The sequence below is a fragment of the Allostigmatella hybrida genome (assembly GCF_020103775.1).
Classification (GTDB): domain Bacteria; phylum Myxococcota; class Myxococcia; order Myxococcales; family Myxococcaceae; genus Hyalangium; species Hyalangium aurantiaca.
In genome coordinates this window covers 36,765-59,484 of record NZ_JAHXBH010000009.1, presented here as the reverse complement: position 1 = coordinate 59,484, position 22,720 = coordinate 36,765, and the positions used below count along the sequence as shown (strand labels likewise).

Below are 22,720 nucleotides of genomic sequence, written 5' to 3'. Positions count from 1 at the left end.
GCAACAAGTCAGAGCATGTGTTGAATCAATGACACATCTCGCTTCGATTGACCGGTGGATCCGCCCTGCGTAGCCTGCCGCCCCCCTTCCCTCACGCAAGGTTTTGGTCCTGCTCATGCGTTCTCGCGGTGTATTTCTTTCCGCAGCCCTGCTCTCCCTGACCGTCCTGGCCGCGCTGGCAACCCCGAGCTGCTCCTCGGACGAGCCCAAGCCGCCGCAGAACCCACCGGAGAATCCGCCGCCCCCCGCGCCGCCCGCGTTGGACATCGTCAACCCGGTCCTGTCCGGTGATTACGCGGATCCTTCGATCCTGCGCGTGGGGGATACGTACTGGGCCTCCACGACGTCCTCCGAGTGGGCGCCCCACTTCCCGCTGCTGCGCTCGACGGACCTGCTTCACTGGGAGCTGGTAGGCCCCCTCTTCGAGAGCGAGCCCACCTGGGCCGAGGGCAACTACTGGGCGCCGGAGCTCGCCACGGACAACGGCCGCTACTTCGTCTTCTACACGGCCCGCAAGAAGGGCGGCCCCCTGTGTGTCGCGGTCGCCACCGCCACGCAGGTCTCCGGGCCGTACACCGATCGCGGCCCGCTCGTCTGCCAGGAGCTGGGGTCCATCGATGGGGCGCTGATCCGCGACGAGAACAACGCGCTCTACCTGGTGTGGAAGGAGGACGGTAACAGCCAGGGCCTGCCCACCCCGTTCTGGGCCCAGCCCCTGTCCGAGGATGGCACCCAGCTCATTGGGGAGAAGAAGCAGATCCTGCTCAATGACGTGCCGTGGGAGGGCCAGCTCGTCGAGGGTCCCCACTTCATCAAGCGCAATGGCTGGTTCTACCTCTTCTACGCCGGCGCCGGGTGCTGCGGGAAGGCCTGCAACTACGGGGTGGGCGTGGCCCGCTCGAAGAACCTGCTGTCCGGCTGGGAGAAGGATCCCCTCAACCCCATCGTGAAGAACAACGAGTCCTGGAAGTGCCCGGGGCACGGCAGCGTGGTGACGGGGCCCGAGGGCCGCGACTACCTGCTCTACCATGCTTACAGCACCAAGGATTCCGTCTACGTCGGCCGTCAGGGCGTGCTGGACGTCATCGAGTGGGGAGAGAACGAGTGGCCCACCATCAACTCGCGCCGGGGCGTGGGGGGCAAGGTGCTGAGCAAGCCCGTCGCCTTCTTCGATGACTTCACCACCGAGACCCTCGCCCAGGGCTGGCAGTGGCCGAAGAGCCGCGCTCCGGGCATCGCGCTCTCCGGAGGCGTGCTGACGCTCTCGCCTCCCGCCGCTCAGGCGGGGGACGTCCTCGGGGCGACGCTGGCCCGCTCCACCAACAGCGGCCACTACACGGCCGAGGCGGTGCTCGACGTGACGGGGCTGCCGCAGGAGGCCTCCGCGGGCCTGGCGGCCTCGGGTGATCCGGAGAACGCCCTGGGCATCGCGCTCCACGCGGGCCAGGTGGCGTTGTGGAAGCGCCAGGGCAACAAGCACGAGGTGGACGCCAGCACCGCCGTGACCGCGCCCGTGGCCGGTGGGAAGCTCCGCCTGCGCATGACGGCCCAGGAGGGCCACCGCTACCGGTTCGCTGTGAGCGGGGATGGCGCCACCTGGACGAACGTGGGCGGCGAACTGGAGGGCGACTACCTTCCCCCCTGGGACCGGGGTGTGCGAGTGGCGCTCACGGTGGGCGGGGTTCCGGGAGCATCCGCCCGGTTCGATTCGTTGCGAATCACCCCCGAATAGGGGATGAACCCGCCGTGAACTCTTCCTTCCAAGCTCTCTATGGCCACCCCCCGGAGGCCGTTGTTCACGCTCCGGGCCGGGTGAATCTCATCGGCGAACACACCGACTACAACGGCGGCTTCGTGCTGCCGATGGCCATCCCGCAGCAGACCCACGTCGAGCTGCGGCGGCGGCAGGACTCGCGTGTCCGGGCCTACAGCCTCAACACGGGCCAGGGCGGCGAGATCGCCGAGTACGAGCTGGGCAAGGAAGAGCGGCGCAAGGGCTGGATCGACTACCTCCAGGGTGTCACCTCCGTGCTGCGGCGCGCGGGGCACACCCTGTCGGGGTTCGAGGTCCGCATCTCCTCCGAGGTGCCGCTGGGCAGCGGGCTGTCCTCCAGCGCCTCGCTGGACGTGGCCCTCCTCAAGGGCTTGCGCCAGCTGTTCTCGCTGAAGCTGGATGACGTCCAGGTCGCCCTCCTGGGCCAGCAGGTCGAGGTGGACTTCGTGGGCGCGCCCGTGGGCGTGATGGATCCGATGGCCACCAGCATCGCCACCGTGGGCGTCGCCCTGTTCCTCGACACGCGGGAGATGCGCTACGAGCGGGTTCCCCTGCCCCCGGGCGTGGACCCCATCGTCATCAACTCGGGCGTCGCGCACAACCACTCGGCCGGCGACTACCGGGTGCGCCGCGCGGAGTGTGAGCGCGCCGCGGAGCTGCTGGGCGTGAAGATGCTCAGGGACTTGACCGAGGCGGACCTGCCCCGGGCCGAGAAGCTGCCGGATCCGCTCGGCCGCCGCGTGCGGCATGTCGTCACGGAGAACGCCCGCGTGCTCGCCACCGTGGAGGCGCTCCGCAAGGCGGATCTGCCGAAGCTGGGCGAGCTGTTCTACGCCTCGCACGACTCGCAGCGCCTCGACTACGAGGTCTCCGTGCCCGAGATCGATCTGCTCGTGGACCTGGGGCGCGCCGATCCGGACGTCTACGGCGCGCGCCTCACGGGCGGCGGCTTCGGCGGCTCGGTGGTCATGCTGGCCCGCGAGGGCACCGGGGCGGCCGTGGCCGCGCGGATCGCCGGACGCTACGCGGACCAGTCCGGCCAGCGCCCGGCCATCCTGGTGCCCCAGGCCCCTGCCTCTTAGGTCCCCGGAGCCGAAGGGGGCGTTGAGCCGCCTGCTCCAGCGGCGGCTGTGCGCCGTTCCTGCCGCGGCGAGTTCGCCGCGAGCAACGCCTCAGCGCCCGTGAAGAGCGCCGCGCCGAGGAGCATCAAGTCCTTCATCAGGAAGCCGCCGATAGGGCTGGTGGGCTCCAGCGCGCCCGGCGTCGTGCCGAGGAAGCTCAGGGTGGTGAGAAACATGCCCGAGGCGGCGAGGCTCGCGAGTCCCGAGAGTCTCGGCGCCCATCGCCGCATGGCGATGAGGAGGCCGATGCCAACCTCGAACATCCCGAGGAGCGCGGACGCAGTGCGCACGCTGAACAGCACATACAGCCAAGACATGAGCGGCGAGTGCTCGATCAGGGGCTTGATGGCCTCGGCCTCGAACGCGAAGAACTTGAACGTGCCGAACAGCAGGAGGAGGAAGACGAGCCCATGGCGGAGCAGCCCGATGGCCACCGCCTGGAGTAACTGGAGGCGGGCCGGCGTGAAGGGGCCGGTGCTGCTCTGGGAGGGGACGGCCACGGACTGCGCGGAGGGGAGCGAGGGAAGGGTCATGCCCCCCATACGCCTGCCGGAAAAAGAAGGTTACAGCCCATTTGCGGTGTATATGCGGCACGCATACAATTTGAGAATGAATTCCGAGAACGTCGGTAACGTGCTTGGCGCCCTGGCGGAGTGGGTCACCGGGCAGGTGGAGAGCGCTGTTTCCTCGGCGGGTTTGAACCTCGCCGAGGTGAGCGCCTTGTCGTTCCTATCGAAGTATCCCGGCCGTTCGATCGAGGGCTTGAGGGCACCCCTCGGGCTGTCGCATTCCGGGTGCGTCCGGCTCGTCGACCGGCTCGCCCAAGAGGGATATGTGGAGCGGCGCATGGGCGAGGATGCCCGCACGGTCGCGTTGTGTCTGACGCGCCGAGGCCGCGGGTTCGCCGAGGCCGCGACGGAGCGGCGCGCCGAGGCTCTGGCACGCGCGCTCCACGTCCTGGACCCGGGGGAGCAGGAACTCCTGGGGCGGCTCGTGAGCAAGCTGCTCGAGCAGTCCGTTCCGCGGGCGAGTATGACGGTGAAGGTCTGCCGGCTCTGTGACTACGCCGCCTGCGTCGAGTGCCCGTTCGAGGAACTCGACGCATCCGGGCGCTGAACGCGAAGCGCCCCGGCCGGCGGGGCTTTCCATGCGCCGCGCATACAAACTGGGAGGCGCATGGAACGAACGCCCTGGCAGGAACGCAGTGAGCTGGGAAGGCTCAGCGCACCAGCAGATCCGGCCGCGCCCGGCCGTCCACCTGGACGGTGGGCCAGCGCGGGTCGGCCGTGAGGATCTCCAGGCCGCCGTCGCCCGTCACGACGGTGTCCTCGATCTTCGCACCGGGCAGCGAGGGGTTCCACGCCACCGCGTTGCCCGGCTGGAGCACTGCCTCCATGCCCGGCAGGGCGACGAGATCCCGCGAGAGGTAGCCGCAGGAGCCACCCTGGTGGTGGAAGGCCTCGGCGCCCGGGTGCCCCTGGGCCGCGTAGGCCTCGACGAGGGCCGCGTACACCTTGCCCAGGGACGCGCCCGGCCGGGAGGCCCGGAAGGCCGCGGCCTCCACGTGGGCCACGTCCGTGGCGAGCTTGCGCTCGGCGGCCGTGGGCTCCCGGAAGTAGACGAACCGGGTGAGGTTGGCGAACAGGCCGTGCCGGCGGGCGCAGAAGACGAGCATGGCGCGCGCGCCCAGCTTCTCGTGGCTCGCCGTGGCGTGCCGGTGCACCGGCAGGCGGCGCTCCTCGCCCACCAGCGTCAGCGCGGGGTGAATGCCCCGGGCCCAGAGCGCCTCGGCCCCGGCGCCCGCGAGCTGCCACCCGGTCCACTCCGGGCGCGCCGCCTGCATCACCTCGGTCATCGCCTCGGCCGACTCGCGGCCCAGCGCCCGGTACCGCTCCAGCTCCTGTGGCAGCAGCGCCCAGCGCGACTGCACCAGCTCGGTGGGCAGCGGCACCTCGCTGCCCGTGGGCCGGTCGGAGGCCACCGGGGCCCCCTCGCGCTGGGTCTCGACGAAGGCCTCGCGGCGGGTCTTGTCCGCCCAGGGGGCGGACCAGATGGGCAGCCCCTTTGGGACTTCTTCCTCTTCGAGCCGGGCCGCCTCGATGGCGTCCGTCAGCACCCAGGCGCCCGTGCGGGTGATGAGCACCTCCGCCACGCCCGTGTCGGTGGTGAGCAGCACCACGTTGGAGCCGCCGCAGGTGGCCCACGCGAACCAGTCCACCCCGCGCAGGCGCACCGCGCCCAGCCCCTTCTGGGCCAGCAGGGCCCGGACGCGGGCCAGTTTCACGTCGAGTTCGGAAGCGTTGACGGTGCTCATGGGGTGTTCTTTCGGGCCTGGAGCCGCTCGCGGAGACGGGGAACGACGTAGTTCATGTCCTCGGGGGCCTTGAGGGGCTCGAACCGCGAGGTGAGCGCATCCTTCCGGGGCACCTCGATGAAGGCCACGGGCAGCAAAGGGCCCCCGCCGGGCGCCACCAGGGTGCTGGCCTCGCCGGTGATCTGCTCGATCTGGAGCACCTCCTGGCCCTCCACCTTCTTGCGGGCGATCCGGTAGGGCACCGGGATCTCCTTGTCGAGGATGGCGCCGAGCTCGAAGGCGATGTTGTTGGTGGAGATGAGCGGGTGCTTCTTGGAGTCCACGTGCTCGATGAGCTGGAGGTGCTCTCCGATGCGCACCGGCGCGGCGCCCGTGTCCAGCGCCCCGCTGGGGTTGAGGCGCGGGGTGACCTCCACCGTCATCGCCTTGCCGAGCTTCACGTGGAGCCCGACGACCACCGGATCCAACGTGGCCCCCATGTTGTCGATGTTGGAGAAGAACACGTGGCGCACGCCGCGCTGGCGCAGCTGCTCCCCCACCCCGCTCTCGCGCAGGGCGCGGAAGAAGTCCCCGTGGCCCGATGGCGCCTCGGACAGCTGGCCATTGGCGCCCCGGAACAGCTCCCAGCCCGGCGTCAGCCGGGGCAGCATCCGCTGCTGGAACAGGAGGATGTCCCGCTCGAGCCCCTTCTGCGAGACGTACGCGGAGATCTCCTTGTGCGTCATGGGCGAGGTCATCAGCGCCACGGGGACGGGCTTGCCACAGCGCGCGCCCACCTGGCGGATGTCCTCCAGCCGCAAGTCCAGGATGGTCTGGTCATCGAGCAGCGGCACCAGCGCCTTGACCGCCCCGCCAAAGCGGGTGGCCGCGCCGCCCACCAGGATGATGGAGGCGATTTCTCCCCGCCGCAGGGCTTCCTCGCCCAGCCGGACACACTCGGCATGGAGCGCACTGCCCGGGGTGGGCATGGACTGAAACTCGGAGGCAGCGAGCGCGGGCAGGTCCGCCACGGGGTTTGCCGCGGGACGCTGCGCCTCCTGGCGGAGCTGAGCGACCAGCTCCTGGAACTTGGCCAAGTCGAATCCGGATGTGTCGGTCATGGGAGGGGGATGACTTAGCCCCGCCCTTCCCCACCATCAATTCCAGAGAGAGGCCGTCCCCTTATAAGGTGCGCGAGAGAACGAAAGCCGCCGCCACCGACACGGCCCCCGCCGCCGCGAAGAAGCTCCAGGCCTTGCGCGCCAGCTCATGGCCCGTGCCCTGGGTCTCGTTGCCCAGCACCAGCATGGCGGGCCCGCCCTGCCGGCCGCGCAGCACGTAGGAGCCGGGCGACGGGCCTCGCTGCAGCTCTCCCACCACCAGGCACGTCTCCCCGAGCTTCCCCACGCGCTCGTAGGAGAGCACCTCCTCCACGGGCTGCCCCTGGGCCAGCTCCCCCGCCTCGGGCTCCACCAGCCGGGGATCCGTCTGGCAGCGCAGCACGCGCACCGGGGCCATCGTCGTGGACGGGGCGAAGCTCACCGCCGCTTCCGAGCGCTCCCCGCGCAGGGTGATGACGAGGGCATAGCCGCGATCCTGGGAAATCAGTGCCCCCTTGCGGCCCTGGTCGCCCACCGAGCGCAGCTCGGCATCGTAGAAGGCGCACACCACGCCGCTGGGGGACGTCACTTGCTCGCTTGCTCCCAGGCGGCCCCGGTAGACGCCCCAACCGGGCGAGCCGCCGGCCCGAAGCTCCTGGATGGCCTCATCCAGGCTCTTGGGCGCGGTGCCCCGGAGGGTGTCGGCGCGCAGCCGGGCCCGGGAGCCCAGCAAGGCGAGCGCCGCCGCCCCGGCCAGCAGGACGAACCCCAGGCCCTGGCTGACCGCGGCCCCGGAGAGGAACGCCACCGAGGGCACGATGTCCGTCAGCAACAGCAGGCACACGGTGGCCAGCAGGCCGAACCACATGAGCGGCCAGCGAGGCATGAACGCCTGCGCGTCCTTCCGCCCGAAGGAGAAGGCCGCCACGACCAGCGCACTCAGGGCTGCCGCGTACACCGGCGCCAGCAACATCCGCACATCCATCCCTTCCCCCGCCGCTGATGGAACGTGGGCCTCAGGCTCACGTCGAGCACCACGAGGGTGGGGATGCTGCAATGGCCATGCAAGGGCTTGCGCGAAGCGGCCAGCAGGCGTGCGTCGAGGAGTGGACCGTTCAGGAACGGACGGCCGTTCACTCCTGGGCGCCAACGGCCTGCTGGGGCCGGTTCCTCGGCCGTTCCACCAGGAGCCCCTGCACGGAGAGCTTGTCAAAGGTACAGGCCAGGTTGCGGCAGCCCAGGGCCACCTTGCCCACCCGGTCTTCCAGTCCCGGCAGCATCTTGTAGGCGAAGCGCCGGTTGTTGACGAAGCCTTCCACCATCACCCCGTTCTTGCGCCGCTTCATCGTCAGGCGCACGCGGAACGAGCCCAGGGCGGGCACGGGCATCTCATCGGCGGTGAGGTTCTCCAGGTCCTGGGCGCTGTTGCCGACGATCTCCTGGCCGTCCTCCAGCAGGTAGCGCCAGGACAGGCGCATGCCCACCCCGGGGATGGCGAACGCGGACACCTGGAGATCCTTGATGCGGAACGTCAGCTCGCCGAAGTGTTGCGCATCGGGCTCGTCCGGGAACTCGGGGCCCAGCGGCATCACCGCCATGTCGACTTCGGCCGAGAAGTCGTTGCTGGAGAAGTAGCGCTGCGCCACGTACGTGCGGGGCCGGAAGCGGTCGCTGGTCCCCATGTCGCTGCCGCCCTGGCGCACCTCCAGCTTTCCGTCCTTCAGCTTCCACTGGCCCGACCAGGCGTTCAGCTCCTCCGTGCCCGGCACGAAGTCCATCGACAGGCGCGAGAGGCTCCCGGGCAGCTCCAGCAGCTCCAGCTTGGAGGAGACGAACAGCTCGTCATCGGTGTTCGCGGGCCACGGCTTCGGGTCCGGCTTCAAGGTGATGCCCGAGGTGCCGATGGTGACGCCGCCCACTTGCAGGTCTACCGGCCCGACGAAGGCGCGCACCGCGTAGCCCAGGAGCATGAGGCTGCCCACCACGGAGACGCCCTTGCGCACCTTGGCCCAGCCCGCGTCGAGCCGCTGCGACAGGAGGCTCCCACGGGGGGGACGCGTGGTGCGCAAGGACCGGAAGGGCACGGGCGTGTTGCCCGGAAGGGGCGTGGTGCCCGAGGAGGAGTCGATCAGCGGATCCAGCGCGGCGCACACCTCGCCGGCGGTGGCGTAGCGCGCCTCGGGCTCGTTCTCCAGCAGCCGCTCCACCACCGCGTCCACGCGCGGGTCCAGCTCCTCGATCCGCTCGGAGGGCAGCCGGAAGCGCCCCACGGGCACATCGCCGGTGAGCAGCTCGTAGAACATCACCCCCAGCGAGAACAGGTCCGCGCGCCGGTCCACGTTCTTCGCGTCCCGGCGCTGCTCGGGGGCCATGTAGTTGAGCGTCCCCATGGCCACCGAGGTCGCCGTGAGGTGCTGCTCGGAGCCGGGGCGCCGGATGCCCGCGAGGCCAAAGTCCGCCACCTTCACGTGCCCGCGCGCATCCAGGAGGATGTTCTCGGGCTTCAGGTCGCGGTGGATGATGCCCTGGTCGTGCGCGTACTCGATGGCGCTCGCCACCTGGCGGATGATGCGCAGGCTCTGCTGGAAGGGCAGCCGGCTCAGCCCCAGCGCATCGCGCAGGGAGCGGCCCTCCACGTACTCCATCACGAAGTAGTAGTGCTCCCCGGCCACGCCCCGGTCGAAGATCTGGATGATGTTGGGGTGGCTGAGGGCCGCGAGCGCCGTGGCCTCCTTCTCGAACCGGGAGACGAACTCCGCGTCCTTGGCCAGCCGGGGCGGCAGGAGCTTCACCGCCACCGTGCGCTTGAGCGACTGCTGCTGGGCGAGCCACACCTCGCCCATGCCCCCCCGGCCAATCACCCGCAGCAGCTCGAAGCCCGGCAGCTCCACCGGGTGCTCGGCGTGAGGGCCGCCCGGAGGCCCCGGGGCCTCGCCGCGCCCGGAGTCCGGCTGGGAGCCGCGCAGCACCGTGGCCCCCACCATGTCCGCGGCCACCGGCTGCTGGGCATGGGAGGCCACGCCGCGCCGGGGCGGCCCCACGGTGGTGTCCCCTCCCCGGGCCTCGTAGGGCATGGCGGCGGCCGCGGCTGTGGCGGCAACGGCATCCCCGCGGCGCACGTCGAAGCGGATGCCGCACTGGCACAGCATGCGCTGGCCCGTCACGTACACGCCGACGTCATGCGTGCGGCCACAGTTGGGACAGGGCTGGGCAATCATGTGTCGCGGACGATCGTGCGCTCGGAACCGGTGACCCGGAAGGTCGGGACGCCCTTCTCCTTGCCCTTCACCTGCGCGACGGGCAGCGCCTCCGCGAGGAAGCCCTGGCCCGCCTTGCTCACCGTCGTCTCCGTGGCGAGCACCTCGCCGCCCCGCGCCAGGCCACACAGCCGCGAGGCCGTGTTGACGGTGTCGCCGATGGCGGTGAACTCGTGGCGCTCCAGGCTCCCCATGTAGCCCACGACGGCCTGGCCGGTGTTCACGCCGATGCCCACCTGGATGGGCTGGCGGCCCTTGGCCTTGCGCTGCTCGTTCAGGTCGTCCACCGCGTCCTGCATCTCCAGGGCGGCCTGCAGCGCGCGCGCGGGATCATCCGGATGAGACAAGGGGGGCCCCCAGACCGCCATCACGCAGTCGCCGATGAACTTGTCCAGGTTGCCCTCGTGGCGGAACACCACGTTGGCCATGGCGGTGAAGAACTCGTTGAGCATCTCCACGATTTCCTGCGGCGAGTCATTCTCCGCCAGCGTGGTGAAGCCCCGGATGTCGGCGAACAGGCACGACACCTCGGTGAGCCGGCTCTGGCCCAGGTCCTCCGTCTCGCCCTTGATCACCGCGTCGGCCACCGCCTTGGACAGGAAGCGGCTGAGCTCGGCGCGGGTGACGGCCTCGGTGCGGATCTGCTCGGCCAGCGCCGCGTTCTCCAGGGCGATGCCCGCCTGGGCGGCGATGCCCGACAGGATGGCCAGGTCGTTCTCGGAGAAGGCGTTGATGCGCTGGCGGCTGTCCAGGAACAGCACCGCCTTGACGGTGCCGTTGATGGTGAGCGGCACCGCCATGGCGGAGCGGATGCCCTGGGCGACGATGCTCTCGGCGGCCGAGAAGCGCTCGTCGATGATGGCATCCGCCGTGAGCACCGCCTTGCCCGTCTCCACCACCCGGCGCAGCACCGTGTCGGACACCATCACGTTCATCACCTTGCCCTGCCGGTGGTGCACCGTGACGGCCGTGAACTCACCGTCCGCGCCCGGGGTGAGGATGACGCCGTTGTCCGCGGGCAAGAGCTGGAAGGCCACGCGGATGATCTGATCGAACAGCTCCTGCTGGGTGCCCGCAAGGCTCACCTGGCGGTGGAACTCGTGCGCGATGCGCAGCTTCTCGTAATCCCGGCGCAGCGCCTCCATGTCGCCCAGCTCGTCCGCGGGGCGGAAGTTCTGCGGCCCCTGGTCCATCTGCGCCAGGAACGCGGGGATGGAGCGCGGGTTGGCCACCACGGTGACGCCCGCGGGCGCCGAGGGGATGGAGGGCGCATCGCCCCCGTGGAAGGTGAACTTGGAGCCCCCCAGGGTGATTTCGTCCCCGTCCTTCAGCCGCATTTCCTTGATGCGGCGGCCGTTCACGAAGGTGCCGTTGGAGGAGTCCAGGTCCCGGACGATGAAGTCCCGGCCGTGCTGCTCGATGACGGCGTGCTCCTTGGAGACTTCCCGGTCCACCAGACGCAGGGTGTTGGCCGGATGCCGTCCCAGCGTCGTCTTGGCGCCGAGCGGGAACTCCCCGAGCGAGCCGTCGGCGAACATGCCGGACAGGCGCGGCCCTTTCAGGGACTTGGGCGGGGAAGGAGAAGCAGAAACTTGGGTCACTCGGCAGACCTCACCGGAGCGACCTTACCAGAGCCCCTTGGGCGGGGGGAACGCCTGGACGCACCCCATGAGAGGCCCCCCTGCGGATGCCTGCACGGCCGAGCAGCCGCCGGGCCTGGGATTTCCGGTTTCCGGGGCCCGCGCGCCGGCAGGGACGGAACTCTTTCACTCCGAGCGCTCGCGCTGCTAAGGGAGCGCGGTGCGAATCAAGCAAAGGCCCGAGGACTTCTCCGTCAAGGAGTCCTACCGCTTCGACGAAGTGCCCGGCGGTCTCTACCGCGTCTACCTGATGGACAAGCAGAAGCTGTCCACCTTCGAGGCGGTGGACCGCATCCGCGATGCCTTCGGGCTCAAGCCCGGCGCCATCAGCTTCTGCGGCCTCAAGGACAAGCAGGGGCGCACCGAGCAGATCATCGCCGTGGAGGGCTCGGATGTGGACGTGCAGGAGCCCAACCTGCGCCTGAAGTACCTGGGCCGCGCGGGCAAGCCCCTGTCGGCCGCCAACATCACCTCCAACCGCTTCGCCGTCACCGTGCGCTCGCTGGACGAGTCCGTGCTGGGGCCGCTCAACGGCGCCGCCGCGGAGGTGAACCGGCTGGGGGTGGTGAACTACTTCGACAGCCAGCGCTTCGGCTCGCTCAAGCACGGCCAGGGCTTCATCGCCAAGGATCTCATCCGCGGGGACTTCGAAGCGGCCCTGCGCAACTACTTCGCCAAGCCCTCGGAGCTGGACCGGACCGAGGACGCCAAGGTGAAGCAGTTCTGGCGGGAGAACTGGGGCCGGTGGGACGCGCGCGTGCCCTTCGAGGGCTCGAGGAAGTACCACCGCATCCTGCGCTCGCTCCGGGACTACCCCGGCGACTACGTGCGGGCCTTCCTGCAGATCGACGCGGACTACCGCGCGATGCTGCTGTTCACCTACCAGAGCTACCTGTGGAACGAGGGGGTGCGGCGCTACCTCCAGATCCTGCTGCCGCGCGAGCACCTCTTTCCCCTGCGCTACCAGGCCGGCACGCTGCTGTTCCACCGGGACGCCAGCCCGGCGGTGCTCAGCAAGCTGCGCGAGGCCTCGTTCCCGCTGCTGGGGCCGGACTCCACCTTCAAGGATCCCCAGGTGGAGGAGGCCGTCCAGTGGGTGCTGGGCCGCGAGAAGCTCGCGCTGAAGGACCTGCGCATCGAGGAGTCGCCCCGGCTGCTCTTCTTCAAGAGCGAGGAGCGGCCCGTGCTCGTCTTCCCGCACAAGCTGGTGCTGGGCCGCCCGCAGCGGGACGAGCTCAACCGCGGGTCCATCAAGAGCAACGTCGCCTTCACCCTGCCCCCGGGCGCCTACGCCACCCTCGTCGTCAAGCGCCTGTTCCACTTCTCCTGGCGCGAGGACAGCCCCGCGGACATCCGCGCCTCCCAGCGCCCCCGGCTCACCGAGATCGAGGCTCAGGAAGCCCAGGAAGGCCCCCGGGCCTCCTCCTCGCGCTCCCGGGTGTCCGCCGATCGTGAGCCGCCGTCCCGCCCCTCCTCCGAGCGCGCGGCCCCCGGGCGTGCCCGGCCCTCCTCCCGGCGTGCGGAGCCTGTCGTGGAGGCGCCCGTCCGCCCGCCCGAGCCGGCGCCCGAGCCTTCCCCCGGTTTCCGCGAGAGGCAGCGGCTCAAGAAGGACAACAAGGTCCGCGCACGGGCGGAGTCGGCCGCCAAGGCCCCGAAATCACAAAAGAAAAAGTAGTACGGGGTGGGGGTGCAATGGGGTTCTCCGGGCCACGTAGAACAGAGCGTGACCGCTTACGCTCTCCATCCCTTCGGCGACATCCCCCTGGCCATCGGTTCCCTGATGGCTGAGGAGGCCCCTGCGCTCCCCTGGAAGGCGGACGTGCAGGCCGCCCGCCGGGGGGACCCCAACGCCTTCGAGGCCCTGGTGCGCGGCGTCCAGCGCGCCGTGTATGGCCTGGCGCTGCGCCTGCTCAACAGCGAGGCCGAGGCCGCCGAGGTGGCGCAGGAGGCCTTCCTGCGCGCCTACCAGAACCTGCACCGCTACGACGACTCCCGCCCGTTCGATGTGTGGGTGATGGCCATCACCCGCAACCTCTGTCTGGACCTGCTCCGGCGGCGCACCAAGGTGCGCACCGAGGAGCTGGAGCCCATGAAGGAAGTGCTCCCCAGCGGGGAGGCCTCCCTGGAAGAGGGGGCCATCGCGCGCCAGGAGCGTCAGTCGCTCGAGGAGGCGATGGCCACCCTGTCCGTGGAGGACCGGGAGGTGCTCGCGCTCTACTACGTCCAGAAGCGCACCACGAAGGAGATCGCCCAAATCATGGGCTGTGCTCCCGGTACCATCATGGCGCGCCTGTTCCGGGCGCGGGAGAAGCTGCGCAAGCGGATGCCCACGGAGGCGCTCACATGACTCCTACGTCCCAGTGCCCTGAGTTGGAAGTGCTGTTCACCGAGCTGGAGCTCGGCGAAGGGCCCTCGCTGGAGCATGCCGCTGCCTGTCCCCTGTGCAGCGCCGTGCTGGAGGAGCACCGCCAGCTCGAGAAGGATCTCTACCGGCTGGCGGACCCGTTGCCGCCCCCCTCTCTGGTCGTCAACGTGATGGCCCGGGTGGCCACCGCGCCCCCTCCCCTGCGGCGCGAGCTCTGGGCGGGGGTGAGCATCCTGGCCGTCTCGCTCTCGGTGGGGCTGGGGCTGTTGATCTCCAATGACCGGGCCCTGTCGCGGCTGGGCCTCGCCCTGGCTGCCCTGGTCTCGGATGGAAAGGCGCTCGCCTTGGATCTTGCCAATGGTGGAAGCGCGCTTTGGAACATCGCGGCGGGCCCCATCACCGCCATCCTCCTCGTGGTGCTCTCTGTCTGCCTGTTCGGGCTCAAGCGGCTCGCGGGCCCCCCTCCCTCCCTGACCGAAGCGTGAGTGTCCCCCATGAAGATCGCTTCCCACCTGCTGCTGCCCTCCCTGCTGCTCGGTGCCCCCCTGGCCCTGGCCGCGCCGGATGCCGCCCCCGCGGCCCAGGCGCCCGCCTCCAAGCCCATTGACGTGAACTTCCGCGGCACGCTCCGCGATGCGCTCAAGCAGATCGCCGAGCAGGGCGGGCTCAACGTGGTCGCCACGGGCAACCTGGACACCGCCGTGGAGGTCCACCTCCGGGGCATCACCGCTGACCAGGCTCTGAAGACCATCGCGCGGACCTACTCGCTGCGCCTGCGCCAGGACAACTCCATCTACACCCTGCGGCCCATGACGGACGCGGAGCGGCGCGCCGCCGAGGAGGCCGAGGAGCTGGAGGAGGCCACCGGGGACACCGCTCCCCTGCCGGTTCCCGCGCCGCCCGTCGTGGCCGTCTCTCCGCCCGCGCTCCCCGAGGCGCCGTCCGAGGGGCCGTCGCCCCGGGAGATCCGCAAGCGGATCCGGGATGAGATGCGCAAGGCCCAGCGCCGCTCCCGCGGCGACCAGGACGTGGTGGCCCGGGGCCAGTCCCTCGAAGTCAAAGAGGGCGAGAGCGTGGACAACGCCGTCGTCTACGGCGGCAACATGGTGGTGCGGGGGCACGTCGAGAAGGACGCGGTCGTCTTCGGCGGCAACCTGGACGTCTTCGGCTCGGTGGATGGGGACGTCCATGCCTTCGGGGGCACCGTCACCCTGCACCCGGGCGCCCGGGTGGAAGGCGAGGCCTCGGCCATCGGCGGGCAGGTCATCCAGGCCGAGGGCGCCCATGTCGAGGGCGACATCGAGTCCATGGAGGGCACGTCCCTGGGCAGCATGGTGCTCGGGGAGGTCAAGGACAGCCTCCAGAAGGAGTTCAAGCGCTCGGAAGAGGCGGACTCGGAGCGGTCCGAGGCCACCGAGGAGGAGGACGACTCGGGCGGCGGCTTCCCGGCCTTCCTCCTCAAGTTCGCGGCGCTCTTCGGGCTGGGGTTCCTGGGACAGCTCCTCTTCCCCACGCGCATGAAGGAACTGGCGGCGGAAATCAAGGCGCAGCCCGTCAACAGCGGCCTGACGGGGCTCCTGGGCGCCGTGGCCCTCATCCCCATCTCCGTGATTCTGGCCATCACCCTGGTGGGCATCCCGGTGCTGGTGTTGATGTGGCTCGTCATCCCCCTGGCGGCTGCCCTGGGCCTGGCGGCCGTGGCCAGCGAGATTGGAATGCGGCTGCCCTTCCTGCGCGGCCGGAAGACGCAGGCGGCCGTGCTGGCACTGGGATTGCTCGTGCTGCTGGGCGTCGGGGCCATTCCGGTGCTCGGCTGGCTGGTGATGGCCTTGGCGGTGCTCGTGGCCTTCGGGGCGGTCATCCGCACCCGGTTCGGCAGCAGGACCCGGAGCATGCCCGAACCGTACTCGCCGCACTCCACCCTTTGACCGTTCGAGGCAGTTGGGCCAAGTTGCGCCGCATCCATGCGACGCCTCCCTGATGCCTCCCCCCGCGGTAAGGCCATCACCGTGGACCTCGAGGGCGAAACCATCCCCGCCATCGAGGGCGAACCGGTGGCTTGTTCCCTCATCGCCGCGGGCGAGGCCATGTTTGCCCGCTCCATCAAGTACCACCGCCCCCGTGGGGCCTACTGCTTCTCCGCCGCCTGCTCGCACTGTTTGATGCGCGTGGACGGCCAGCCCAACATCTACACCTGCCGCACCCCCGCGCGGGACGGCATGAAGCTGGAGCGCCAGAACGCCTTCCCCTCCACCAAGGTGGACGTGTTCGCCACCATCGACTGGTTCTTCCCTGGAGGGTTGGATCACCACGAGATGTTCGCGGGCGTGCCCATCGCCGAGCAGGTGATGGCCAAGGTCGCCCGGCAGCTCGCGGGGTTGGGCCTGCTGCCGGATCGCGAGGCCCCGGCCCGTCCCCCGCCCCGCACCGTCCGCACCAAGGTGGCGGTGGTGGGCGGAGGCGCGGCGGGACTCGCGGCGGCCCGCGTGCTGGCCACCCAGGGCACCCCGTTCCTCCTGATCGAGCGCGAGGCCCGCCTGGGCGGACGGCTCGTCCGGGGCGCCCCGCAGGCGGGGGACCCTGCCGCCGCCGATGCCGCGTCCTTCCCGTCTGGGAGTGTCCTCACCCGGGCCCAGGCGCTGGGCCTCTTCGATGACGAGGAGGGGCCCTTCCTGGTGGTGGGATTGCAGGGGCCGGAGGGGCTGCAGCTCTCCAAGGTGTACGCCGAGCGCTTCCTGCTGGCGACCGGAGGGCACCCGCCGTTCCTCCCCTTCGAGAACAATGATCTGCCCGGCGTCTACGCGGGGCGCGCCGCCAGCCAGCTCCTGCGCGAGCATGATGTCGCTCCCGCGCGGGCGGCGCTGGTGGGCTGGGGCGAGGAGCTCTACGCCCTGGCGCGGCTGCTCGAATCCCGGGGCACCCGGGTGGTGGCGCTGGTGGATCTCCGGGGCCCGGTGCCCGCCGGGGCCCCCGCTGGGGCGTGCGTGGGCTCGGAGCCCAAGGCGCATGGCCTCCAGCAGGTGGGCGCCTTCAGCTTCACCCGCGAGGGCCGGCGGGAGAAGGTGAGCTGCGAGGCGGTGCTCGTCTCGATTCCTGTCAGCCCCAGCTTCGAGCTGGCGCGGCAGGGCGGCGCGCACGTGCGGTTCGACCCGGAGCGGGGCCTCTTCGTGGTGGAGGCGCAGGCGGATGGCCGCACGGCCTCCCCGAAGGTCTTCGTGGCCGGAGACATCACCGGCGGCGGCAGTGCCCAGGAGGCAGCCGCTTCGGGCGCCCGGGCCGCCGAGGCCCTCATCGGAGGTCTGTCATGAGCAAGTCGATCGTCTGCTCCTGTGAGGACGTCACCGTCGACGATGTCCGGCATGCCCTGTCCCGGGGCTACAGCGACATCGAGTCGGTGAAGCGCTACACGGGCTTCGGCACCGGCATCTGCCAGGGTAAGAGCTGCCAGTCCGCCGTGGCGGCGCTGCTCGCCAAGGAGGGGCCGCTCAAGTCCCCGGGGATTCTGCCCTTCACGCCCCGGCCCCCCCTCTACCCCACCGAGATGTCCCTGTTCGCCAGTGTCCCGGTGGACGAGTCCCAGCCGCCCGTGGGGGGCGTGCCCCAGGAGCTGGGCACCTTCCCCTCCGCGCTGCGGCCCACCACGGAGCTGCCTCAGAAGGCCAAGGTGGTCATCATTGGTGGCGGGGTGATGGGGCTCGCGCTGGCCTACAACCTGAGCCTGCGCGGCGAGACGGACGTGGTGGTGCTGGAGCGCGGCTACCTCTGCGCGGGCGCCTCGGGCCGCAACGGCGGCGGCGTGCGCATGCAGTGGGGTACCGCCTCCAACATCGAGCTGGCCAAGCGCTCCATCGACCTGATGAAGCAGTTCGCCAGGGATCTGGGCATCAACGTCTGGCTGCGCCAGGGGGGCTACCTGTTCCTCACCCGCACCGAGGCGGTGGCCAAGCGCCTGGATCGCAACGTGGCGCTCCACAACAAGCACGGCGTTCCCACGCGCATCATCACCCCGGGAGCGGCCCGGGAGATCGTCCCTGGGTTGACGCTCAAGGGCATCGTCAGCGCCTCGTACAACCCGGAGGACGGCGTCATCTTCCCCTGGGCGTTCCTCTGGGGGTACGCGCAGCGCTGCCTCAAGAAGGGCATCCGGGTGGAGACCTTCACGAACGTGACGGGCTTCGACATCTCGGACGGCCAGGTGCGCAAGGTGAAGACGGACCGGGGCGACATCGCCTGTGAGCAGGTGGTGCTCGCCGCGGGCGCCTGGAGCCCGGAGATCGCCCAGCTCGCCGGGGTGAAGCTGCCCAACGAGCCCCACCGCCACGAGATCCTCAGCACCGAGCCCCTCAAGCCCTTCCTGGGGCCGCTGGTGTCGGTGCTGGACTCAGGCCTGTACTTCAGCCAGTCCATGCGCGGAGAGATTGTCGGCGGCATGGGAGACCCCAAGGAGCCCACTGGGCTCAACATGGGCTCCACCCTGCGCTTCGTCGCACGCTTCTCCCAGGCGCTCCTGGAGCAACTGCCCCAGGTGGGCCACGTGAAGGTGCTGCGGCAGTGGGCCGGCTGCTACGACGTGACGCCGGACAACAACCCCGTGCTGGGCCGCACGCCGGGGCTGGACAACCTCCTGCAGATGTCCGGCTTCGTGGGCCACGGCTTCATGATGGCCCCCGCCGTCGCCGAGCGGATGGCGGCCTGGATGACGAAGGACGAGGGCGATGAGCTCTTCCAGCGCTTCAACCTGCGCCGCTTCACCTCGGGCCGGTTGGAGCGCGAGGACATGATCATCGGCTGAGCCCCACCCACCCCGGGGCGAGCAAGAGCTGCTCCGGGGGGGCCTCCAGCTGGGGCTCCTTCCCCGGCCGGGGGCCCGCGGCGAACCGCCCCAGGGCCCTGCGAAGGGCCCGGGGAAGCCAGGGCAGGAGCCCCATCACCCATGCGTGTCCGGTGCCCGGGTACACCAGGGGCACTCCCCGGCCGAACTCCGCGAGCAGCTCGTGCGCGCACCGCTGGACGGAGATGCGGAAGAAGGGGGCGGAGTCCTCGGTGGCGTCCGTGCCCTCGGACAGGACCTGGAGGGGACCCGGGGCCGCGTAGGTGATGACGACGCCCGAGCCCTCCACTTCCAGGCGCAACGACTCGAAGAATCCGTCCAGCCCCCGGTGGGCCGCCGCCGCCGCCGCGAGGCCGGGCGTGAACAACTGGGACAGGCCCGAACCCACGTGGAGGATGCCCCCGCTCTTGCGCGCGATCATCGCCGGCAGCAGCCGGTGCGCGAGCCGCAGCGGGGCCACCAGGTGCGCCTGGAGGGTCTGCTCGATGTCCTCCCAGGACTGCTGGGTGAAGGAGGCCTGGGTCCCCGCCGCGGCCGCATTCACCAGCACCCCGGGGGTGATGTAGTGCTGGGACAGCTCCGCCATGACCCGGTCCACCTCGCCGGGCCGCGACAGGTCCGCGGGCAGAAGGACCATCCCCAGCGTGGGGTTGTGGGCTTGCAGCTCCTCGGAGAGCGCGCCGAGCCGCTCGGCATGAGGGCACACCAGCACCAGCGTCCTCGCCCGGTGGGCGAGCTGGCGGGCAAGCTCCCGGCCCAGGCCCGAGCAGGCTCCGGTGATCAAGATGGTTCCAAAGTCGATGGGGGGACGCATGCGCTCCTCCGAAGCCAATGGGGGCCCGCCCGGCCTGGGCCCTGGGGCTCCCAAAGCTAAACCCCCGCCCTCGCTCCTCGCATGGCCTTTCCCTCCCTACTCAGCAGGCAAGGACACGGGCGCTGGGACTCATTCGACACCCCCTGAGTGGGGGCTGTGAGCTTGCAGTGAAGCTGCGCACCTTCCTCTTAAGGAGGAAAAGCCCATGCCCTTTCTGTCTCGCATCCTGGTTCCCGTGGATCTCTCGGAAGAGGCGCTGGCGCTCGTGCAGTACGCCCTCCATTACGCTCAGGCGTTCAGTGCCCCGCTGGAGCTCATCCACGTCTGGGAGCCCCCGCAGTACGTGGCGCCGGATCTGCTCGTGGCCGCGCCGGGGTGGGACTCCCAATCCCTGGAGAAGGTGGCCGTCGACACCGCCCACAAGCGCCTGGTAGCGCTGGCGGAACAGGCGCGCCAGCCGCCCGGCGCGCTCCAGTACCGGGTGGTGGTGGGGGAAACGGCCACGGCCATCCTGCGCGCCGCCGAGGAGGGCAAGCACGATCTCATCATCCTGGGTACCCATGGCCGCCGGGGCCTGCCCCGCCTGCTGATGGGCAGCGTGGCGCAGAAGGTGGTCGCCCGGGCCCACTGTCCCGTGCTCACCGTCCACCTCTACGAGCACACGAAGTAGCGCCCCGCTCCGGGCTCAGGGGGCGCGCAGCGCTGGGGTCCCGCCCACGGCCGTGAGCGGCGCCAGGGTGCTCCGCAGGGCGAGGATCTGCTCGCGGGCCATGCCCTTGAGCCGCTCCACGTCCGCCAGCGTCATGCCTTTCGTGGAGATGGGGGTGCCCACCGTCACCAGCCCCCGCGAGGTGGCGAACCGCCAGGAGTGCTTGGGCAGGGCCCGGTGCGTGCCGCTCACCGCCAGGGGCAGGATGTCCGCGCCCTGCTCGATGGCCAGCCGGAACGCCCCATCCTTGAAGGGCAGCAACTCCTCCGTCTTCGAGCGCGTGCCCTCGGGGAAGATCATCACCGGCATGCCCCGGCCGAGCCACTGGGCGCACCGGGCCATGGCGCCCTTGGCGGACCCCTGGTCCCCGCGCGTCACCGGAATGTCCCCGGCGAGCCACATGCCCCAACCCACCACGGGAATCTTGAAGAGGCTCGCCTTGCTCAGCCACTTCATCTCCCACGGCAGGTGGGAGATGAGGAACGGATCGGCGTTGGACTCGTGGTTGCTCACCACCACGGTGCGCGGGGAGAGCTGCTTGGGCAGCGGGCCATGGACGCCGAAGCGCCAGAAGGGGGTCAGCTTCGCGGCCATACACCCCGTGAGCCGCAGGCACCGTCCCGTGACGTACCGGCGCCGGTCGAACGGCCACGTCACGAGGGCCAGCGCCACCTGGAGGATGAACCCCAGCAGCGTCACCAGCCCGATTTCGAACCACGTCCAGACGGAAAGAAGGGTGTTCATGGGAGTCCGCGAGCCTTATGGCGCGTCTGGCCGGCCGGGTCCAGCGGCGGGTTCCAGACAGTGGTCCACGAGGAAGGTCCGGACCGCGTTGGCGATCTCGTCCCCGGCCTCCACGAGCCCCGCGTGGCCCGCGTCCTCCACCAGCAGCCAGTGCGCGTGGGGAAGGTGCCGCCGCATGCGCTCCATCTCGCGCAGGGGGACGATCAAATCATTGGCCGCCGCGATGAGCTGCACGGGCACCTTTACCGTGGACAGCACATCCCAGGCATCCCCCTCCAGCAGCCCCTGGAGCGTCCGCCAGTAGGCGGTGGGGTTCATCTGGCGCACCGCGACGAAGAGCTCCTGAATGTCCTCCCGGGGCGCCCGGGCACGCAGGGCTCCGGTGAGCCGGCCCATGGGATAGGCCAGGGGGCTGCCCAGGAACAGGCGCACGGCCGGGGAGGCCAGGGGCACCAGGGGCGTGGCCGCGCGCAGCACCTGCTTCAGGGCCCCCTGCCCCAGCCGGCCGGTCCAGCGCGCATCCTGCCCGCCGGTGGCGCCCGCGGGCCCCGCGATGAGCGTCATGGCGGGGACGAGTTCGGGGCGCCGGCGGTACAGCTCCAGCACGACGCGCACCCCCATGGAGAAGGCGATGTGGTGGGGCGCCCGGCCGTTGCCCTCCGCCATCATGGTCTCGGTCACCCGCTCCAGGTCCTCCACATGCGTGGGGATGCCGTAGTCCCCGCTCAGCGAGTCGCCGCTCTCGCCGTGGCCGCGGTAGTTCCAGTGCACCACCCGGTGGTCCTGTTCCAGGTTGGCCACGATGTGGCGCCAGAAGTTCTCCGAGGAACCAATTCCGTTGGTCAACAGAACCGGCGGCCAGCCGGCCATCTCCTGCAGAAAGGTCTCGCTGGGCAGCTTGCCGTGGTGCGTGTGGTAGGCGATCCGGCTCCCATCCGGGGCAACGACGAAGCGGGTGAGGCGGCGGTAGGACATGGGATCGCCCCATACATGGTGCATGCCCTCCAGGCGCGCAAGCTCATCCCGGGCTGCCGTTCCCCTGGACGCCGTGGCGCGGGCCACCCAGAGTGGGCCCATGCGCCTCGCGGATTCTCCTCTTGCCCCCTGGCTGGCCCCCCGTCCCGAGGGGGCCCCTCGTCCCCCGGTCCTGTCCTTGGGGACGATGAACTTCGGCGCGCGCACCCCGGCCCCCGACGCCCACCGCATCGTCCACCGGGCCCAGGAGCGCGGCATCCTCTGGTTCGACACGGCCAATGCCTACGGCTCGGGCGAATCCGAGCGCATCCTGGGACAGGCCCTGAAGGGCCGGCGGGCGCAGGTGGGCATCGCCACCAAGGCGGGCCTGGCGCGGGTGCAGGGAAAGCCCGAGGGGCTCGCCGCCGCCACCGTGGAGCGCGCGCTGGAGCAGAGCCTGGAGCGCCTGGGCACCGATGCCGTGGACCTCTTCTACCTCCACCAGCCGGACCCGGCGGTGCCGCTCGAGGAGACGCTGGGGGCCGTGGAGCGGCTGCTGCGCGCGGGGAAGGCGCGGCACTGGGGGGTGTCCAACTTCGCGGCGTGGCAGGTGCTGGAGCTGAACACGCTGTGCGACGCGCGTGGCATGCCCCGGCCCGCCGTCTCCCAGGTGATGTACAACCTGCTCGTGCGCCAGATTGAGCTGGAGTACCTGCCCTTCACCCGCCGCTACCCCGTGCACACCACCGTCTACAATCCGCTCGCGGGCGGCGTGCTCACGGGCCGCTACGCTCTGGGCGCCGCGCCGCCCCGGGGCTCCCGGCTGGGCACGAACCGGCTGTACCAGAACCGCTATGGCTCGGAGCGGCTGCTGGCGCAGGTGGAGGCCCTGGGGGCCGTGGCCTCGGACGGGGGCATGACGCGGGTGGAGCTGGCCTACGCGTGGCTCCTGGCCCGGCCCGGCGTGGACTCCGTGCTGGTGGGGCCCGGCTCCGTCGAGCACCTGGACGCCGCGCTGGAGGCCCAGACACGGGTCCTGTCCCCGGACACGCTCGCGCGCGTGGAGGACTTGTTCCAGGCATTCACCGGCACGGACGCGCGCTACGCGAGGTGACCGT

At 70.5% G+C, this 22,720-nt stretch carries 20 protein-coding genes; 11 read left to right on the top strand and 9 right to left on the bottom strand.

Going from position 1 to position 22,720, the window contains the following annotated elements; genetic code table 11:
- Positions 1–115: 115 nt before the first annotated feature.
- Together KY661_RS17035 and galK are read left to right on the top strand one after the other, a co-directional pair.
- Positions 116–1,732 carry a family 43 glycosylhydrolase gene (locus KY661_RS17035; protein WP_225411199.1) on the top strand — a complete coding sequence of 539 codons (1,617 nt, stop codon included), beginning with the start codon at positions 116–118 and terminating at the stop codon, positions 1,730–1,732.
- Between the two features lie 14 nt (positions 1,733–1,746).
- The gene (gene galK, locus KY661_RS17030; protein WP_225411198.1) at positions 1,747–2,856 is read left to right on the top strand and encodes a galactokinase; all 1,110 of its coding nucleotides are present in this window, start codon (positions 1,747–1,749) and stop codon (positions 2,854–2,856) included.
- Here galK and KY661_RS17025 read toward each other — a convergent pair.
- Entirely contained in the window at positions 2,853–3,428 is a 576-nt protein-coding gene (locus tag KY661_RS17025; RefSeq protein ID WP_225411197.1) for a DUF417 family protein, read from the bottom strand. The two genes, galK and KY661_RS17025, sit on opposite strands and share 4 nt — an antisense overlap.
- Before the next feature lie 76 nt (positions 3,429–3,504).
- Here KY661_RS17025 and KY661_RS17020 point away from each other — a divergent pair, with 76 nt between their 5' ends.
- On the top strand, positions 3,505–4,011 hold the full coding sequence (locus tag KY661_RS17020) for a MarR family winged helix-turn-helix transcriptional regulator (protein WP_225411196.1): 507 nt from the start codon (positions 3,505–3,507) through the stop codon (positions 4,009–4,011).
- A gap of 103 nt (positions 4,012–4,114) precedes the next feature.
- Here KY661_RS17020 and KY661_RS17015 read toward each other — a convergent pair whose 3' ends face one another.
- From KY661_RS17015 to KY661_RS16995, 5 genes are all read right to left on the bottom strand, one after another.
- Entirely contained in the window at positions 4,115–5,209 is a 1,095-nt protein-coding gene (locus tag KY661_RS17015; RefSeq protein ID WP_225411195.1) for a M24 family metallopeptidase, read from the bottom strand.
- Positions 5,206–6,309, bottom strand: a complete 1,104-nt coding sequence (locus KY661_RS17010) for a UTP--glucose-1-phosphate uridylyltransferase (RefSeq protein ID WP_225411194.1) — start codon at positions 6,307–6,309, stop codon at positions 5,206–5,208. The genes KY661_RS17015 and KY661_RS17010 overlap by 4 nt, the downstream gene beginning before the upstream one ends.
- A gap of 61 nt (positions 6,310–6,370) precedes the next feature.
- Complete coding sequence (locus tag KY661_RS17005) at positions 6,371–7,261, bottom strand: hypothetical protein (protein WP_317987270.1); 891 nt, start codon at positions 7,259–7,261, stop codon at positions 6,371–6,373.
- 160 nt (positions 7,262–7,421) lie between these two features.
- Positions 7,422–9,506, bottom strand: a complete 2,085-nt coding sequence (locus KY661_RS17000; RefSeq protein ID WP_225411192.1) for a serine/threonine-protein kinase — start codon at positions 9,504–9,506, stop codon at positions 7,422–7,424.
- Entirely contained in the window at positions 9,503–11,083 is a 1,581-nt protein-coding gene (locus KY661_RS16995) for an adenylate/guanylate cyclase domain-containing protein (RefSeq protein WP_225411331.1), read from the bottom strand. The genes KY661_RS17000 and KY661_RS16995 overlap by 4 nt, the downstream gene beginning before the upstream one ends.
- Before the next feature lie 262 nt (positions 11,084–11,345).
- On the opposite strand from KY661_RS16995, the gene truD reads away from it, so the two are divergent.
- From truD to KY661_RS16965, 6 genes are all read left to right on the top strand, one after another.
- Positions 11,346–12,860, top strand: a complete 1,515-nt coding sequence (gene truD, locus KY661_RS16990; RefSeq protein ID WP_225411191.1) for a tRNA pseudouridine(13) synthase TruD — start codon at positions 11,346–11,348, stop codon at positions 12,858–12,860.
- 105 nt (positions 12,861–12,965) lie between these two features.
- Complete coding sequence (locus KY661_RS16985) at positions 12,966–13,532, top strand: RNA polymerase sigma factor (protein ID WP_143101329.1); 567 nt, start codon at positions 12,966–12,968, stop codon at positions 13,530–13,532.
- Entirely contained in the window at positions 13,529–14,035 is a 507-nt protein-coding gene (locus tag KY661_RS16980) for an anti-sigma factor (RefSeq protein WP_225411190.1), read from the top strand. Before KY661_RS16985 ends, KY661_RS16980 begins: the two co-directional genes overlap by 4 nt.
- 9 nt (positions 14,036–14,044) lie before the next feature.
- Positions 14,045–15,478 (top strand): bactofilin family protein, encoded by a 1,434-nt coding sequence (locus tag KY661_RS16975; RefSeq protein WP_225411189.1) that lies wholly within the window; start codon positions 14,045–14,047, stop codon positions 15,476–15,478.
- A gap of 36 nt (positions 15,479–15,514) precedes the next feature.
- On the top strand, positions 15,515–16,858 hold the full coding sequence (locus KY661_RS16970) for a 2Fe-2S iron-sulfur cluster-binding protein (protein WP_225411188.1): 1,344 nt from the start codon (positions 15,515–15,517) through the stop codon (positions 16,856–16,858).
- Positions 16,855–18,342: an FAD-dependent oxidoreductase gene (locus KY661_RS16965; protein WP_225411187.1), complete on the top strand. Its 1,488-nt coding sequence runs from the start codon at positions 16,855–16,857 to the stop codon at positions 18,340–18,342. The genes KY661_RS16970 and KY661_RS16965 overlap by 4 nt, the downstream gene beginning before the upstream one ends.
- On the opposite strand, the gene KY661_RS16960 is transcribed toward KY661_RS16965, so the two are convergent.
- Complete coding sequence (locus KY661_RS16960; protein ID WP_225411186.1) at positions 18,332–19,195, bottom strand: SDR family NAD(P)-dependent oxidoreductase; 864 nt, start codon at positions 19,193–19,195, stop codon at positions 18,332–18,334. The two genes, KY661_RS16965 and KY661_RS16960, sit on opposite strands and share 11 nt — an antisense overlap.
- A gap of 205 nt (positions 19,196–19,400) precedes the next feature.
- Between KY661_RS16960 and KY661_RS16955 the strand changes: the two genes are divergently transcribed.
- On the top strand, positions 19,401–19,865 hold the full coding sequence (locus KY661_RS16955) for a universal stress protein (protein ID WP_225411185.1): 465 nt from the start codon (positions 19,401–19,403) through the stop codon (positions 19,863–19,865).
- A gap of 15 nt (positions 19,866–19,880) precedes the next feature.
- On the opposite strand, the gene KY661_RS16950 is transcribed toward KY661_RS16955, so the two are convergent.
- Together KY661_RS16950 and KY661_RS16945 are read right to left on the bottom strand one after the other, a co-directional pair.
- Positions 19,881–20,648: a lysophospholipid acyltransferase family protein gene (locus tag KY661_RS16950; RefSeq protein WP_225411184.1), complete on the bottom strand. Its 768-nt coding sequence runs from the start codon at positions 20,646–20,648 to the stop codon at positions 19,881–19,883.
- A gap of 15 nt (positions 20,649–20,663) precedes the next feature.
- Positions 20,664–21,623, bottom strand: a complete 960-nt coding sequence (locus tag KY661_RS16945) for an alpha/beta fold hydrolase (protein WP_225411183.1) — start codon at positions 21,621–21,623, stop codon at positions 20,664–20,666.
- A 100-nt stretch (positions 21,624–21,723) separates the two neighbouring features.
- Between KY661_RS16945 and KY661_RS16940 the strand changes: the two genes are divergently transcribed.
- Entirely contained in the window at positions 21,724–22,716 is a 993-nt protein-coding gene (locus tag KY661_RS16940) for an aldo/keto reductase (protein WP_225411182.1), read from the top strand.
- The last annotated feature ends 4 nt before the right edge of the window (positions 22,717–22,720 follow it).

Excerpts from the sequence above, each read along its gene's own strand:
- KY661_RS17035 (WP_225411199.1), top strand. The coding sequence starts at position 116 with ATGCGTTCTCGCGGTGTATTTCTTTCCGCAGCCCTGCTCTCCCTGACC.
- KY661_RS17025 (WP_225411197.1), bottom strand. The coding sequence starts at position 3,428 with ATGACCCTTCCCTCGCTCCCCTCCGCGCAGTCCGTGGCCGTCCCCTCC.
- KY661_RS17020 (WP_225411196.1), top strand. The coding sequence starts at position 3,505 with ATGAATTCCGAGAACGTCGGTAACGTGCTTGGCGCCCTGGCGGAGTGG.
- KY661_RS17015 (WP_225411195.1), bottom strand. The coding sequence starts at position 5,209 with ATGAGCACCGTCAACGCTTCCGAACTCGACGTGAAACTGGCCCGCGTC.
- KY661_RS17010 (WP_225411194.1), bottom strand. The coding sequence starts at position 6,309 with ATGACCGACACATCCGGATTCGACTTGGCCAAGTTCCAGGAGCTGGTC.
- KY661_RS17005 (WP_317987270.1), bottom strand. The coding sequence starts at position 7,261 with ATGTTGCTGGCGCCGGTGTACGCGGCAGCCCTGAGTGCGCTGGTCGTG.
- KY661_RS17000 (WP_225411192.1), bottom strand. The coding sequence starts at position 9,506 with ATGATTGCCCAGCCCTGTCCCAACTGTGGCCGCACGCATGACGTCGGC.
- KY661_RS16995 (WP_225411331.1), bottom strand. The coding sequence starts at position 11,083 with ATGTTCGCCGACGGCTCGCTCGGGGAGTTCCCGCTCGGCGCCAAGACG.
- KY661_RS16985 (WP_143101329.1), top strand. The coding sequence starts at position 12,966 with ATGGCTGAGGAGGCCCCTGCGCTCCCCTGGAAGGCGGACGTGCAGGCC.
- KY661_RS16980 (WP_225411190.1), top strand. The coding sequence starts at position 13,529 with ATGACTCCTACGTCCCAGTGCCCTGAGTTGGAAGTGCTGTTCACCGAG.
- KY661_RS16975 (WP_225411189.1), top strand. The coding sequence starts at position 14,045 with ATGAAGATCGCTTCCCACCTGCTGCTGCCCTCCCTGCTGCTCGGTGCC.
- KY661_RS16970 (WP_225411188.1), top strand. The coding sequence starts at position 15,515 with ATGCGACGCCTCCCTGATGCCTCCCCCCGCGGTAAGGCCATCACCGTG.
- KY661_RS16965 (WP_225411187.1), top strand. The coding sequence starts at position 16,855 with ATGAGCAAGTCGATCGTCTGCTCCTGTGAGGACGTCACCGTCGACGAT.
- KY661_RS16960 (WP_225411186.1), bottom strand. The coding sequence starts at position 19,195 with ATGCGTCCCCCCATCGACTTTGGAACCATCTTGATCACCGGAGCCTGC.
- KY661_RS16955 (WP_225411185.1), top strand. The coding sequence starts at position 19,401 with ATGCCCTTTCTGTCTCGCATCCTGGTTCCCGTGGATCTCTCGGAAGAG.
- KY661_RS16950 (WP_225411184.1), bottom strand. The coding sequence starts at position 20,648 with ATGAACACCCTTCTTTCCGTCTGGACGTGGTTCGAAATCGGGCTGGTG.
- KY661_RS16945 (WP_225411183.1), bottom strand. The coding sequence starts at position 21,623 with ATGTCCTACCGCCGCCTCACCCGCTTCGTCGTTGCCCCGGATGGGAGC.
- KY661_RS16940 (WP_225411182.1), top strand. The coding sequence starts at position 21,724 with ATGCGCCTCGCGGATTCTCCTCTTGCCCCCTGGCTGGCCCCCCGTCCC.